At 67.0% G+C, this 14,375-nt stretch carries 15 protein-coding genes and 1 pseudogene; 2 read left to right on the top strand and 14 right to left on the bottom strand.

From position 1 onward, the window contains the following. The 14 genes and pseudogenes from AC5E6L_RS08200 to AC5E6L_RS08135 all read right to left on the bottom strand — a co-directional run. Window positions 1-378: pseudogene (locus AC5E6L_RS08200) on the bottom strand (lipid-A-disaccharide synthase); the annotation flags it as partial. Then, window positions 375-1,271: an LpxI family protein gene (locus tag AC5E6L_RS08195; RefSeq protein WP_491772527.1), complete on the bottom strand. Its 897-nt coding sequence runs from the start codon at window positions 1,269-1,271 to the stop codon at window positions 375-377. The pseudogene AC5E6L_RS08200 and the gene AC5E6L_RS08195, both read right to left, overlap by 4 nt. Window positions 1,272-1,274: 3 nt before the next feature. Beyond that, the gene (gene lpxA, locus AC5E6L_RS08190; RefSeq protein ID WP_491228964.1) at window positions 1,275-2,114 is read right to left on the bottom strand and encodes an acyl-ACP--UDP-N-acetylglucosamine O-acyltransferase; all 840 of its coding nucleotides are present in this window, start codon (window positions 2,112-2,114) and stop codon (window positions 1,275-1,277) included. 2 nt (window positions 2,115-2,116) lie between these two features. After that, window positions 2,117-2,605: a 3-hydroxyacyl-ACP dehydratase FabZ gene (fabZ, locus tag AC5E6L_RS08185; RefSeq protein WP_491228965.1), complete on the bottom strand. Its 489-nt coding sequence runs from the start codon at window positions 2,603-2,605 to the stop codon at window positions 2,117-2,119. Between the two features lie 17 nt (window positions 2,606-2,622). Next, complete coding sequence (lpxD, locus tag AC5E6L_RS08180; RefSeq protein WP_491772524.1) at window positions 2,623-3,693, bottom strand: UDP-3-O-(3-hydroxymyristoyl)glucosamine N-acyltransferase; 1,071 nt, start codon at window positions 3,691-3,693, stop codon at window positions 2,623-2,625. Window positions 3,694-3,741: 48 nt separating this feature from the next. Further along, window positions 3,742-6,075: an outer membrane protein assembly factor BamA gene (gene bamA / locus AC5E6L_RS08175; protein ID WP_491772522.1), complete on the bottom strand. Its 2,334-nt coding sequence runs from the start codon at window positions 6,073-6,075 to the stop codon at window positions 3,742-3,744. Between the two features lie 234 nt (window positions 6,076-6,309). After that, window positions 6,310-7,458, bottom strand: coding sequence for an RIP metalloprotease RseP (gene rseP, locus AC5E6L_RS08170; protein WP_491228968.1), 1,149 nt, complete (start codon window positions 7,456-7,458; stop codon window positions 6,310-6,312). Between the two features lie 16 nt (window positions 7,459-7,474). Next, window positions 7,475-8,284: a phosphatidate cytidylyltransferase gene (locus AC5E6L_RS08165; RefSeq protein ID WP_491228969.1), complete on the bottom strand. Its 810-nt coding sequence runs from the start codon at window positions 8,282-8,284 to the stop codon at window positions 7,475-7,477. Continuing rightward, a complete protein-coding gene (locus AC5E6L_RS08160; protein WP_491228973.1) occupies window positions 8,281-9,003 on the bottom strand; it encodes an isoprenyl transferase in 723 nt (240 codons plus the stop codon). The genes AC5E6L_RS08165 and AC5E6L_RS08160 overlap by 4 nt, the downstream gene beginning before the upstream one ends. A gap of 84 nt (window positions 9,004-9,087) precedes the next feature. Then, window positions 9,088-9,645: a ribosome recycling factor gene (gene frr / locus AC5E6L_RS08155; protein ID WP_491228970.1), complete on the bottom strand. Its 558-nt coding sequence runs from the start codon at window positions 9,643-9,645 to the stop codon at window positions 9,088-9,090. A gap of 129 nt (window positions 9,646-9,774) precedes the next feature. Next, window positions 9,775-10,497 (bottom strand): UMP kinase, encoded by a 723-nt coding sequence (gene pyrH / locus AC5E6L_RS08150; protein WP_491228971.1) that lies wholly within the window; start codon window positions 10,495-10,497, stop codon window positions 9,775-9,777. Window positions 10,498-10,609: 112 nt separating this feature from the next. Next, window positions 10,610-11,533, bottom strand: coding sequence for a translation elongation factor Ts (tsf, locus tag AC5E6L_RS08145; protein WP_491772519.1), 924 nt, complete (start codon window positions 11,531-11,533; stop codon window positions 10,610-10,612). A 164-nt stretch (window positions 11,534-11,697) separates the two neighbouring features. Continuing rightward, window positions 11,698-12,495: a 30S ribosomal protein S2 gene (rpsB, locus tag AC5E6L_RS08140; protein ID WP_491230968.1), complete on the bottom strand. Its 798-nt coding sequence runs from the start codon at window positions 12,493-12,495 to the stop codon at window positions 11,698-11,700. A 168-nt stretch (window positions 12,496-12,663) separates the two neighbouring features. Beyond that, window positions 12,664-13,485, bottom strand: a complete 822-nt coding sequence (locus AC5E6L_RS08135) for a cell envelope integrity EipB family protein (RefSeq protein WP_491772517.1) — start codon at window positions 13,483-13,485, stop codon at window positions 12,664-12,666. Between the two features lie 104 nt (window positions 13,486-13,589). Between AC5E6L_RS08135 and AC5E6L_RS08130 the strand changes: the two genes are divergently transcribed. Together AC5E6L_RS08130 and AC5E6L_RS08125 are read left to right on the top strand one after the other, a co-directional pair. Then, complete coding sequence (locus AC5E6L_RS08130; protein WP_491772515.1) at window positions 13,590-14,051, top strand: RidA family protein; 462 nt, start codon at window positions 13,590-13,592, stop codon at window positions 14,049-14,051. Next, window positions 14,051-14,375 (top strand): glycerophosphodiester phosphodiesterase family protein (locus AC5E6L_RS08125; RefSeq protein WP_491772513.1); only part of this gene is annotated, 325 nt, incomplete at its 3' end. The genes AC5E6L_RS08130 and AC5E6L_RS08125, both read left to right, overlap by 1 nt.

Below are 14,375 nucleotides of genomic sequence, written 5' to 3'. Positions count from 1 at the left end.
CACATATTTGATGACCGGCAGGTCCGGCAGGCGCCGCTTGACGCGCCTGGCGACGCGCAGCGAAAACTCCGGACTGTCCACGACGATGAGGCAGTCCGGCCGCGCGGCGACCAGCGCGTCGGCCGTCTGGCCGATGCGGCGGGTCAGGCGGGGCAGCGCGCGCACGATGCCGGTCAGCCCCATCAGGGCGATCTCGGCCGGATCGAACAGCGTGCCAAGGCCAAGCGCCCGAAGCCTTTCGCCGCCCACCCCGACAAGGCGGACCTCGACGCCCAAGCGCGCATTGAGCGCCGCGATCAGATCGGCCGCCAGCAACTGCCCGGACTCCTCGCCCGCCACGATACCGATCAGCGGCGCGGTCACCGCCCGCCGCGTCATCGCCTCGGGAGCCCCTGCCCGCCGGCCGCCACGGCCTGCGGATCGAGCCCGACCAGAAACAGGCCCGCCGCATCGGCCGCCTCGACCGTCGCGGCGCGGTCCATGACGAGGGTGTTCTCGCCATGAACGGCGATCCCGGCAAGGCCGGCCGCCGCCGCCTTCGCGACGGTGCGGGGACCGATCGTCGGCATGTCGACGCGGACATCCTGGCCGGGCTTGCGCAGCTTGACGAGCGCCCCGCCCTTTCTTTCTCCCAGACGGCCGGTCGCGCGCAGATGGCCGACGCGCTCGATCATGGCGTCGGTGCCCTCGGCGCCTTCGAGCGCGACGACACGGCGGCCGATCACGATCACCGCCTGGCCGGCATCGACCGCGCCGAGCGCGCTGGCCGCGGCAACGCCGGTCTCGATGGAAGCCCGCAGGCCCCTGGGCACGCCGACGGCCCCGAGCGGGCCGGCCGGCGCCACAAGGTCGGGTTCAAGCTCGTGGGCGCCCACGACCGTCAGTCCGGCGTCTTCGAGCATGGCGACGATGGCGCGCAAGAGCGCGTCATCGCCCTTTCCCAGCGCGGCCATGATGCGTCCGATCAGCCGCAGCGTGGTCCAGTCCGGCCGAAACCGGCCAATGTCCGGCCGGCCCCTCACCGAGCCGACGAGCGTCACCGCATGCACGCGCCGCGCGGCGATGAAGCGCCTGAACCGGGCAAGCTCGACCAGGTTGACGACGATATGGTCGTAATCGGCAAGGGCGGGATCGGCGTCGCCTTCGAGCATGACGACGACGAACGGCATGCCGCGCCCGCTCATCGACCGGGCAAGGTGGACGGGCACCTGCCCGCCGCCGGCGATCATCGCAATGGGCGCGCCGGACCCGACATCAGCCGCCCGGTTCACGCCCTACCCCTCGCCGCTTTCGGCGCGGCGGGCATCGGCCCCGCTGAGCGGCGTCGTCAGGTTGCGCTTGGCGCCGTCGAGCACGAAGCGCGCGATCTGCCGCACCGGCTCGATATCGGGATAGTCCCCGACGAGCCGTTCGGCATTGGCCCGCACCGAGGCGCCATTGTCCGCAAACAGGTCGCGATAGGCGCAGCGCAGCGCCGTGATCGTCGCCCGGTCCATGCCCGACCGCTTCAGGCCGACCAGGTTGAGACCGCTCAGATAGGCGCGGCTGCCCATGACGAGGCCATAGGGGATGACATCGTGGGCGACGCCCGTCAGCCCTCCGATGAAGGCGTTGTTGCCGATGGTGCAAAACTGGTGGATCGCGCCGCCGCCGCCGACGATCACATGATCTCCGATGGTCACATGGCCGCCGATCATCACATTGTTGGCGAAGGTGACATGATCGCCGATCACGCAGTCATGGGCGACATGGGAATAGGCCAGGAACATGCAATGGTCGCCGACGATCGTCTCGCCGCGCGCATTGCCGGTGCCGCGATGCATGGTGACGCCCTCGCGAACCGTCACGTTGCGGCCGACGACGAGCCTGGTCGCTTCGCCCTTATAGGCGGTGTTCTGCGGCGGGCCGCCGAGCACGGCGTGCGGATGCACGGTGCAGCCGGCGCCCAGTTCGGTCGGACCGGTGATCGAGACGTGGCTCATCAGTTCGACATCGTTGCCCAGCGCCACCTCGGGGCCGACATGGCAGAACGGCCCGATGCGCACATTGGCGCCCAATTGCGCGCCGGTCTCGACCAGCGCTGTGGGGTGGATGAAGATGGGTGTCGCGTCCATGGTCAAACTCCGCCGCCACGCTTGGCATCGTCCGGCGACAGCATCGCGGTCAATTCCGCCTCGGCGACGGTCTCGCCGCCGACCTTGGCGATGCATTCATACTTGCAGATCGAGCCGCGCCGCTTGATCAGACGGACATGGTATTCGAGCACGTCGCCCGGCACGACCGGCTTGCGGAACTTGGCCTTGTCGATCGACATGAAATAGACGAGCGCGGGCTTGTCCATGCCAAGGCTGCGGATGCCGATCGCGCCGGCGGTCTGCGCCAGCCCCTCGACGATCAGGACGCCCGGCATGATCGGATTGCCCGGAAAATGACCGGCGAAATGGGGCTCGTTATAGGTGACGTTCTTGATGCCGACCGCCGACTGGAGCCCGTCAATGTCGACGATGCGGTCGACCAGCAGCATCGGATAGCGATGCGGCAACGCCTTGAGAATGTCATCGAGATCGGCGCTTTCAAGCGCGCGATCGGCTTGCGTGTGTGTCATTTGCTGCCAAATATCGGTTAGTCGGATCGAGGCGACCTCTTACGGTCATTGACGAGTTGGCGCAACGCCAGCACCTCGCGCAGGGCCTGCTTGGCCGGCTGGGCCGGCGAGCCGGCCCAGCGCTGGCCCGAGGGGATATCGTCCATGACGCCCGCCCTGCCGGCGATCTGGACCCGGTCGCCGATGGTCAACTGGTCGGCGATGCCCACCGCGCCGCCGATCATGCACTGGCTGCCGATGGTCACGCTGCCCGAGATGCCGCAATGGCCGGCGATCACGGTGTGCATGCCGATGCGCACATTGTGGGCGATCTGCACCAGATTGTCGATCTTGGCGCCCTGCCCGATCACCGTGTCCCCCAGCGTGCCCCGGTCGACGGCCGTGCCGGCGCCGATCTCCACATCGTCCTGGACGATCACGCGGCCAAGCTGCGGCATCTTGCGCAGTCCGTCGGCACGGGGGATGTAGCCGAACCCGTCCTGGCCGATCGCCGCGCCCGGCAAGATGCGCACCCGGTCGCCGACGAGCGCATACTGGATCGAGGCGCCGGCCCCGATCCGGCAGTTCCGGCCGATCTTGCAGCCGCGCGCGATCACGGCGTTGGCGCCGACGATCGTGCCCGCACCGATCTCGACGCCGTCGCCGACGACGGCGCCCGGTTCGAGCACGACGCCGTCTTCAAGGCGCGCGCCGGCCGACACGGTGGCGCCCGCCGGCGTCCGCCGGGCGGTCTCCGGCGCGCTTATCGTCGGCGCATCGCCGATGCTGTCGGGAAAAAGGGCGCGGGCGATGTCCTGGAAGGCGTGACGGGGCCTTTCGGCGGCGAGTGGGACAGGGCCTTGTGGCAGCCGTTCGGCAAGCGCGGGCGCGGCGATCACGGCCGCGCACACCGCAAGCGGATCAAGAGCAAGATCATGCGCGCCATCGATGAACACCAGGCTGCCGGCGACCGGCTCGACGGCCGGAGCAAGCGTTGCGACGCACCGCCCGGCGGTCTGTTCGTCCGGCGCGCCAAGGCCGCCCATGGACGCAACGCGGCCGAGCGGCAGGGGCAGTTCGGAACGGTGAAAATGCGGGTCTATGCCCAAGATTGCACCAGAAACTGCGCCCGGCTCTCGGCCGGGCATCCAAGGCGATCAGAACGCGGTCGACACCGAAAAGGAGAAGCGCTGCTCCTTGTCGTGGGCCTGCTTGACCAGCGGCCAGGCGTAATCGAACCGCAGGGGCGCGAAGGGCGACTGCCAGATCACGCTCAGACCGGCCGAAGCCCGCCAGGCCAAGCTCGTGTTCTGCGCATTGGCGACGTCCGATCCGAACAGCGTGGCCGCATCGGCGAACACCGCGCCCTTGAAGCCAAGATCGCGCGGGAAGGCCGGCAGCGGGAACTGCATCTCGGCCGTCGCGTTGATGTAGGACGTGCCGCCGATGAAACTGCCATTCGTGTCTGTCGGCCCGATCCCGTTGAAGGCGAAGCCGCGCAGACGGCGCGGGCCGATCTCGAACTGGTCGAAACCTTCAACGCGCGCGCCAAGCCCGGCGATGTTGCCGGCGCCGCCGCGCACAAGGCCCACAAGCTCGGCATCTTCCAGAAGCGTGACGTAGTAGGAGGCGTCCGCCGTCGTGCGGATGAAGCGCGCATCGCCGCCGAGCCCGGCGACCTCCTGGTTCAGGCGCACGAACAGGCCGCTGCGCGGTTCGCTGCGGTTGTCGATCGTGTTGTAGACGAGGCCGTATATGACGGACGATTTGACGCGTGGCTGCCCGCTGACGATGCGGGGCTGCACGAAGGCGGGCGCGCCGCAATTGTTGTCCGCGTCACCGGGCAGGTCGGTACAGTCGGGACCGTCGGCCCTGTAGACGTCGCGCTGATAGTTGTAGCCGACATTGGCCGTCAGATGGTCGGTCAGGGGCAGGCCGAACGAAACCGAGCCGCCCGTGCTCCGTCGTTCATAGTCGCCCAGATCGTTGCGGTTCTGATAAAGGCCGAACGTGGCGGCGACCCGGTAGCCCAGGAAATAGGGTTCGGTGAAGGACAGATTGTAGGTACGCGTGGCCACGCTGCCGCCGACGCCGACGCGGATCGCCTGCCCGCGACCCAGGAAGTTGCGTTCGGTGACCGATGCCTCGGCATTGACCCCTTCGTTCTGGCCGCCTGTCGAATAGCCCAAGCCCACGCCGAACTCGCCGGTCGGCTTGTCTTCGACCTGCACGACGACGACGACCCGGTCGGCGGACGAGCCGGGCCGCGTCGATATCTGCACGCGCGTGAAGAAGTCGAGCGCTTCGAGCCGGCGCTGGGCGCGGCGGATCAGCACCTGGTTGAAGGCATCGCCCTCGGCCAGGTCGAACTCGCGGCGAATCACATAGTCGCGCGTGCGCGTGTTGCCGACGATCTCGATCCGCTCGATGAACGCGCGCTGCCCCTGGTCGACGATATAGGTGACGTCGATCGTGCGGTTGTCGAAATCGCGGTTGCCGACGGGGGTGACCTCAGCGAACGGGAAACCGGCGCCGGCCAGCCGCTCGGACATGTTGATCAGCGTGTCCTCGACCTCGCGCGCGCTGTAGACGCTGCCGGAGCGCGTCGAGATGGTGCGCGCGAGCGCTTCGGGATCGACGCCGGTGACGGTGGTGTCGATGTCGATGCCGCCGAACGTGTAGCGGTCGCCCTCGTCCACCTCGATGTTGATGACGATATTGCCGGTCGACGGATCGACATCGGCCGCAGAGGAGATGATACGGAAGTCGGCGTAGCCGCGATCGAAGTAGAAGCGGCGCAGCGCCTCTTCGTCTGCCGCCAGGCGCTGGTCGTCATAGATGTCGTTGCGCGTCAGCCAGGACAGCGGATTGGACGGCTTTGTGCTGATCACCGCCTGAAGGCGCCGGTCGCTGAATGCGTTGTTGCCGGTGAAGGTGATGCGCGCGATGCGCGTGCGATCGCCCTCGACGATCTGGAAGATCACGTTGACGCGGTTCTCGCCCAGATCGACGGCGCTGGCGTTCACGGTCACGTCGCCGCGGCCGGTCCGGCTGTAGGCTTCGACCAGGGCCTCGACGTCGGCGTCGAGCGTGGCCTGCTCGAAGCGGCCGCGCGGCGCCAGTTGCACGACGGCCCGCAGCCGGTCGTCGTCGAGCCGCCGGTTGCCCTGGAAAAGCACCTGGTTGACGGTGGCGAACTCCTCGACGGTCACGACAAGCGCCGCGCCCGAGGTGACGATCGACACGTTGGAGAACAGCCCAGAACGGAACAGCGCGCGCACGGCGTCGTTGATGTCCGAACCCGAATAGTTGCGGCCGGAACGGTAACCGACGAATTCGGCGATGGTCTGCTCGGAGACGCGCTGGTTGCCGCGCACGGAAATCGACGTCACGACGGCGGCGTGCGCGCCGGCGGTCGTCACGAGTTGAACGGCCGCCGCGCCGCCGGCCGCGGGCGCGATCGCCAAGGCCGCCGCCGATACCGCGCTCAAGAACCTAGGAGCCGCCTTCATGCGGTAATGTCCCCAATCTGCATGGCCCGGTCCGGGCCGGAATTGTCGCCCACAATGTCGGAATCGGTATCGCAGGCTTTTCGCACACACGCAAGCAACCAGGTTAAAAAGCGTTTACCCTGTGCCGCTTAGTGGCGATTTCGCAACGCATGGCAGGCCGATATGGTAAACGAAGCATCTAAGAATCGCACCTTTCTGGGCGCTGTTCACACCCTAACCGCTGCCGAAAATAATCGTGATGTCATTCCATGTCGCAAACACCATCAGGCCGATCACGAGCGCAAAGCCGACCCGGTAGCCATATTCCTGCGCGGTTTCCGAGAGCGGTTTGCCGCGCACGGCCTCATAGGCATAGAACAACAGGTGGCCGCCATCGAGGATGGGCACCGGCAAAAGGTTCAGAAGGCCGATGGAAACCGAAAGGATGGCCGTCAGGTTCAACAGCGCGACAAAGCCGAGCGTGGCCACCTGCCCCGACACCTGCGCGATGCGAATCGGCCCGCCGATCTGATCGGCGTTCTCGCGCCCCATGATCACGCCGGCAAGATAGCCGCCGGTACGGGCGACCACGAACCAGGTCTCCTGCACGCCCAGGCCGACCGCCTCCAGCGGCCCGTAATCCTCGACGCGGTAGCGCCCCATCTGGGGATTGCTGATGACGCCGATGACGCCCTGCTCGATCGTGTTGCCGAACCGGTCCTCGATTTCGAGCCGTTCCGGCGTGACGGTCAGGGCGATCCGCTCGCCGCTGCGGTCGATGACGGCCTCGATCGGCGAGCCGGCGCGCGGCGCGACATGGCGCTGGACATCCGAAAAGCTCTCGATCGTTCGGCCGTCGAGGCTCACGAAGCGATCGCCGGGCAGCAGGCCGGCCTGCTGGGCCGCGCCGCCCTCGCGCAAATCGGCGACCACCGGGTCCGCCACCGTGCGCCCGAAGACCGCCAGCACGAACGCGAAGATGACGATCGCCAGCAGGAAGTTGGCGGCGGGGCCCGCAAGCACGGTGGCCGCGCGCCGCCACACGCTCTTTGTGTGGAACGCCCGGCAGCGCTCCGCCTCGGTCAGATCGCCGTCGTCCGCCGCGCCCGCCGAGGCCGCGTTCATGTCGCCGACGAACCGCACATAGCCGCCAAGCGGAATGGCGGACAGGCGCCAGCGCGTTCCGCTGCGGTCGGTGAAGCCGAGCAGTTCGGGCCCGAACCCGACCGAAAACACCTTCGCTCCGATACCGCACCAGCGGCCCACCAGATAGTGACCCAACTCGTGAAAGAAGATGACGACCGTCAGCACGAACAGGAACGGCAGAACGATGCCGATAATGAAACCGTCCGTGGAAGCCAGATTTGTCACAAAGTCGATCATCGGCACTCCGTCCGGCTCAGAAAAAGGCGCGTGCCGGCTCGGTCATGCCGGCCTTGAGCACGCAGGCAAACCATAGGCCAATCGCGGCGAAAACAAGACCGTCGACCCGGTCCATCACACCGCCATGGCCGGGAATGACGCGACCGGAATCCTTGACCCCGGCGCGGCGCTTGATCCAGGATTCGAAAAGGTCGCCCGCCTGCGACAGAACCGACAGCAGCACCGCCAGCATGGCGGCGACCCCCCATCCGGCGACGCCGAACAGCACGTGCACGACCAGGCCCGCGGCGACCGCGGCGCCAAGGCCGCCCAGTGCGCCGGCGATCGTCTTGTTGGGCGAGATGCGCGGGGCCAGCTTCGGGCCACCGGCCGAGCGCCCCACGAAATAGCCGCCAATGTCGGTCGCCCAGACCACGGCGGCAAGAAAGATGATCGCCGCCAGGCCCGGCTCGAACCCCCAGTGCCCGCGCAGCCCCCCAAGGCTGATCAGCAGCAGCGCGGCATAGACGAAGCCGCCGATGGCCCGCGCATCGCCAAGACCGATCGCGGCCACGGCGAACGCCGCAAGGATCACGACGAGCAACACAATGTGCGTTGACGGCGGCACAAACAAGATAACCGCCGCGCAGCCGATCAGCGCCAGTATGCCGGTTGCCTGGAGGCGGTCGTCGGCGCCGGGCATCTTCATGTCGGTCCATTCGGACCAGAAGACCGCCGCCGTCAGCGTCACCAGAACCATGAAGGGCGCCCCGCCCAGGGCCGTGGCGAGAAGAAAAATCGCGCCGAGCACCACACCGGACCATATCCGGGCGGTCAGGTTGCTCATAGGGCCGCGTTCCGCACCGGTGCGACCGCGCCGTAGCGGCGCTCGCGCCGGGCATATTCCTCAAGGGCAAACGCCAGTTCGGCTTCGTCGAAGTCCGGCCACATGCAATTGAGGAACACGAATTCCGAATAGGCCGCCTGCCAAAGCAGGAAATTGGACAGGCGCATCTCGCCGCTGGTGCGGATGATCAGGTCGGGATCCGGCAGGCCGGACGTGTCAAGCGCGGCGTTGAGATCGGCATCGGTCAACCGCCGGTCGCAATCGGGCGTCCGGCGCGCCTGGTCGACCAGCGCCTGGGCGGCGCGCAGGATCTCGTCCCGCGCGCCGTAGTTGAAGGCGATGTTCAGGTTCAGGCGCACATTGGCGCGCGTGCGCTCCTCGGCGCGCTCGATCAACGCGACGATGTCGGGCTGAAGCCCCTGGCGGTTGCCGATGATGCGCACGCACACGCCGTTGGCCGCCAGCTCGGTCAGATCGCGATGAATGTAAAGGCGCAAAAGGCCCAGAAGATCGCGGACCTCCTCGGGCGGCCGCGACCAGTTCTCCGACGAAAAGGCGTAAAGCGTCAGGTGGCGGATGCCGAAGCGCGGGGCGGCGCGCACCGTCCGGCGCACGGCCTCAACGCCGGCCTTGTGGCCGAGCGTGCGCGGCATGGAGCGCGCGGCGGCCCAGCGGCCGTTTCCATCCATGATGATGGCGACATGTTCGGGGCCGGCTATGTCGTCAACGGGCGCTTTGAAAAGCACGTCATGTCTCCATGGGGGACGCGGGGCGCCCGGACGGTGGGGGGAATCGCGCGGTGGTCAGACCTGAAGGATCTCGGCCTCTTTCTCGGCCAGCAGTTCATCTATGCGGGCAATCGACTGATCGGTCCGTTTCTGGACCGTCTCGGATTCCGCGCGCCCCTCGTCCTGTCCGATCTCGCCGTCTTTTTCGAGTTTTTTCAAGGCTTCCATACCGTCCCGGCGCACATGGCGCACAGCAATCCGCGCGTTTTCGGCGTATTGATGGGCGACTTTGACCAATTCACGGCGCCGTTCCTCGTTCAGTTCCGGCAGGGGCACCCGAACGGTGGCGCCATCGGTCATCGGATTGAGACCGAGGCTTGAATCGCGAATCGCCCTTTCGACGGCGCCCACCATGCCCTTGTCCCACACATTGACGGCCAGCATGCGCGGTTCGGGCACCGTGACGTTGGCGACCTGGCTGATCGGCATGGTGCTGCCATAGGCCTCGATGGTGATCGGATCGAGCAGCGATGCCGAGGCGCGCCCGGTGCGCAGACCGCCCAGATCGCTCTTGAACACGCTTATGGCGCCTTCCATGCGGCGCGACAGGTCGGCAGGGTCATATTCACTCATGGCACGGGTTCCTCCGGTCGGCCGGTTTAGGTCATGCACTCAATAAGAGCGATGGATTTGGCGGCCAATGCGCCTTGTATCGAACCCAATCGTCTCATGCCAAATCCACCGGGCCCATGAGGACAAGAGCTAGTTCTCGCTGACCACGGTCGAGCGGCCCTGCCCCGTGACGACACGGCCGAGCCCGCCATGCTCGTGGATTGAGAAGACAACGATGGGAATGCGGTTCTCCCGGGTCAAGGCCACCGCGGCGATGTCCATGACGTTCAGTCCCTTCGCGATGACCTGGGCGTGCGTCAGGCGCTCGTAGCGCTCGGCCGCCGGCTCCTGCTTCGGGTCAGCCGAGTAGATGCCGTCGACCTGGGTGCCCTTGAGCAGGGCGTCGGCGCCGATCTCGGCGGCCCTGAGCGCGGCGGCGGAATCGGTGGTGAAATAGGGATTGCCCGTGCCGCCCGCGAAGATGACGACGCGGCCCTGCTCAATGTTCCATGTCGCCTTGCGCTGGGAAAAGCTTTCGCAAAGCTGCGGCATGGCGATCGCCGAAAGCACCACCGCATCGAGCCCGCTTTTGACCAGCGACGTGCGCAGGGCCAGAGAATTGATCACCGTGGCGAGCATGCCCATATGGTCGCCGGTGACGCGGTCGCCGCCGCGCGAGGCCACCGCCACGCCGCGAAAGATGTTGCCGCCGCCGATCACGATGGCGACCTGCACGCCCAGATCGACGGCCTGCTTGACGTCGGCGGCGATCCTGTCGGCGACCGACACGTCGATGCCGAAGCCCTGATCGCCCATCAGAGCCTCACCCGACACTTTGAGCAGCACGCGTTTGTAAGCGATCGGTTCTGTCATGAAGGGTTCGCAAAAGACCAAAAGAACAGCGGCGGAATCGTTGCGCCCCGATACAACACGGGCACCGCCTTGTCACGCAGCGCCCGGTTTCGGGCGTATACGAGCGGGCCCGTCAGCCCTTGGCGGCGGCGGCCACCTCGGCGGCGAAATCGCCTTCGTCCCTCTCGATCCCCTCGCCCAGCGCGAAGCGGGTGAATGCCGCGATCCTGGCGGGCGCGCCGATGTCCTTTTCGGCCCCCTTGAGCGCCTGCTCGACCGTCAGGTCCGGGTTGATGACGAAGGCCTGCTTGAGAAGGCAGACCTCCTCGTAGAACTTGCGCAGCCGGCCCTCGACCATCTTGTCGACGATGTTGTCGGGCTTGCCGGACGCTTTGGCCTGCTCGGAGAAGATCGCCTTTTCGCGCGCGATCGCCGCCGGGTCGAGATCGTCGACATCGATCGCCATCGGGTTGGTCGCGGCCACATGCATGGCGATCTGCCGGCCGATGGCCGAGGCGGCCTGGGCGCTGCCGGCGGTCTCGATGGCGACCAGAACGCCCAGCTTGCCCAGATCGGCCTTGACCGCGTTGTGCATATAGGTCGCCACGGTCCCCGCGCCGACCGCGAGCCTGGCCGAACGGCGCAGCGTCATGTTCTCGCCGATCGTTGCGACCGCGTCCTTGATCGCCTGCTCGACGGTCTTGTCCGAGCCCGGATAGGCGGCCGCGGCGACCGCCTCGACCGAACCGTCCGCGTCGAGCGCGACCCTGGCGACGTCGGCGACCAGCGTCTGGAACGCCTCGTTGCGCGCAACGAAATCGGTTTCGGAATTGACCTCGACGACGACGGCGGCGGCGCCGGCGGCCGCCACGCCGATCAGACCCTCGGCGGCGGTGCGCCCGGACTTCTTCTCGGCCTTTGCGATGCCCTTCTTGCGCAGCCAGTCGACGGCCGCATCAAGGTCGCCGCCGGTTTCCTCAAGCGCCCTCTTGCAGTCCATCATCCCTGCGCCGGTCAACTCGCGCAACTGTTTCACCAATGCGGCGGAAATGCTCATCGTCTTGCCTCTCGTCGCGCCGGTCCGCATTCCGTCCGGAACCGGCATCAAATCGGATTGTTCTGGTGAACCGGGCTGTTGCCCGGTTCGTGTGACGCGGTGATGAAAAGGCGGCGGGCCGCAAGGCCCGCGCGCGCCCATCCCTTGCTCGTCCTGATGCCTGGCTAGGCTTGCGCGGCCGCCTCCTGGACCGGCGCGGCGGCATCGGCCTCCAGGATCGCGGCCTCGGCGGGCGCCTCGGCCTGCGCGCCAAGATCGACGCCGGAGGCGCCCTGCTGGCGCTCGATGCCGTCGATCGCGGACCGCGCGATCAGGTCGCAGTAGAGCGAGATGGCCCGCGCCGCATCGTCGTTGCCCGGAATCGGGAAATCAACAATGTCCGGATCGCAGTTGGAATCGATGATCGCGACGACGGGAATGTTCAGACGGTGCGCCTCCTGGATGGCGATCGCTTCCTTGTTGGTGTCGATCACGAACATCAGGTCCGGAATGCCGCCCATGTCCTTGATGCCGCCAAGGGCGCGGTCGAGCTTTTCGCGCTCGCGCTCAAGGTTGAGGCGCTCCTTCTTGGTGAAGCCCTCGGCCTCCCCGCCCAGCAACTCTTCGAGCTTGCGCAGGCGCGCGATCGAATTGGAGATCGTCTTCCAGTTGGTCAGCATGCCGCCCAGCCAGCGCGCGTTGACGTAATATTGCGCCGAGCGCCTGGCGGCGTCCGCGATGATCTCGGAGGCCTGGCGCTTGGTGCCCACGAACAGCACGCGCCCGCCGCCGGCCACCGTGTCGGAGACCCTCTTGAGCGCCTGTTCGAGCAGCGGCACGGTCTGCGACAGGTCGATGATGTGGATGTTGTTGCGGTCGCCGAAGATATACGGCGCCATCTTCGGGTTCCAGCGGTGGGTCTGGTGGCCGAAGTGCACGCCAGCTTCGAGCAGCTGGCGCATGGAATAGTCTGGCAAAGCCATGCGTTAAGATCCTTTCCGGTTTGGCCTCCACGACGCCTCAGCGGTTTCCCGCCACCGGTGGCCGTGCCCGGATGTCTCCCGGACAATGCCTGCGCCGTGTGTGGAATGGGCGGGCGCTTAGCCCAAAGCGCCCGCCTTTGCAAGCCGTTCCCGGATGGGACAGGGCGCCTAGCCGCACTCCTCGGGCGCGAACAGTTCGAGCTCTTCCATGGTACCCGACAGGCGGAAGTCGCCATAATCCATTTCGAGCGACCGGGTGATGCCGTTGTCGTGCAGCTTGAAGGCGATGCGATATTCGGGCAGGTTCTCGCCCTGCCCTTGCGCGGTCTCGCCGAAATAGGCGACCGAGACGTTGCGGAACGGTTTTCCGGCGACCGCGCCGACGGCGTCGGGATCGTCGTCCCGGGCGTTCTTTTCCGGTCCGATGACGACGGTGGTGGTCATCACCGCGTCGGCATCGTCCGACCCGTCGAACAGCTTTTTCTCGTAGAAGCGTTCGCCGGCCGCCGCCCGTTCGATCAGGTCGATCATATGGGCCGTCGGAAAGGCCGCCGGATCGAGCCGCAGCTCTTTGTCTTCGGGCTCGGTCAGCATCACAAGCGTCGCATCGGCGCCCCGCTCGGCCGTTCCCTTGATCGTGCGGTCGGGCCGCTGATCGACGAATGTGCGCGTGATGAAGCGAAACGCCGAGCCGTCGGCCTCCTCGAAGGTCGTCGTCTGCTGGTCGGTGACCCGCCCGCCGCCTCGCGCCGTGATCTGCGTAACGAACCGGAAGCTGGTCGTATAGCCGTCGCAGGCCGAACCGCGAAACTCGTAGACGATGCGGCCGCGCATGCCGGTGATGCCGCTGCGGTCGGTCGCCTCCTCCAGTTCGACCGCATAGACGGCACGGTGCGGGCTGAGCTGCACGTTGCCCGCATGGGCCGGCGCAGGTGCGGCCAATGCGACAATTCCGGCCGTCACAAGACCTGCATTTCGATAAACACTCATCGGGACTCACTTTCCTTTTGCCCGCCACTATAGGAAACGTATGGGCATAAGCGAGGCAAGGGGTCCGCCTGCCGCAAGGGCCTCTCGGAAGGGGATGAAAGACGATGAACCAGACGATCGAAGCGCGGCTTGCCGCGATGGGAATTGAAATTCCGGACGCCGCGGCGCCGGCCGCCAACTATCTGCCCTACACCCGCACGGGCCATCTGCTGTTCACCTCGGGCCAGTTGCCCTTTCGCGACGGCGTGCTGACAGCCACCGGGCTTGTCGGCGCCGATATCGGGCTGGAAGCGGGCCGGGAGGCGGCCAGATGGTGCGCGATCAACATTCTGGCCCAGGCCAGGGCCGCGCTCGGCGATCTGGCGGCGATCCGGCGGATCGTGAAGATCACCGTGTTCGTCGCGTCTTCGCCCGACTTCACCAGCCAGCACCTGGTCGCCAACGGCGCCTCGGACCTTCTGGTCGAGGCGCTCGGCGACGATGGCCGCCATGCCCGCTCGGCCGTCGGCATGGCGTGCCTGCCGCTGAATGCCCCGGTGGAGGTCGAGGCGATCATCGAGAGCTGATGGCCGGCCTGCCCTTCCTGACCGCGCGGCCCATCGCCCATCGCGGCCTTCACGACGGCAACCGCGCGCGATGGGAGAACACGCCATCGGCGTTCGAGGCGGCCATTGCCGGCCGGTTCGCCATCGAACTTGACGTGCAGCTTTCGGCGGACGGCGCGGCGATGGTCTTCCACGACGCCGATCTTGGCCGCCTGACAGGCGCGGTGGGACCAGTCGCGGCCCGGACGGCCGACGAACTTGGCGCGCTTGCGGTCGGCGGCACCGCCGACCGCATCCCGACGCTGCGCGAGACGCTCGCCCATGTCGGCGGCCGCGTTCCGGTGG

The organism is Roseitalea sp. (assembly GCF_984466335.1).
The sequence above is the reverse complement of the archived record's forward strand: the minus strand, read 5'-3'. Positions and strand labels throughout refer to the sequence as shown.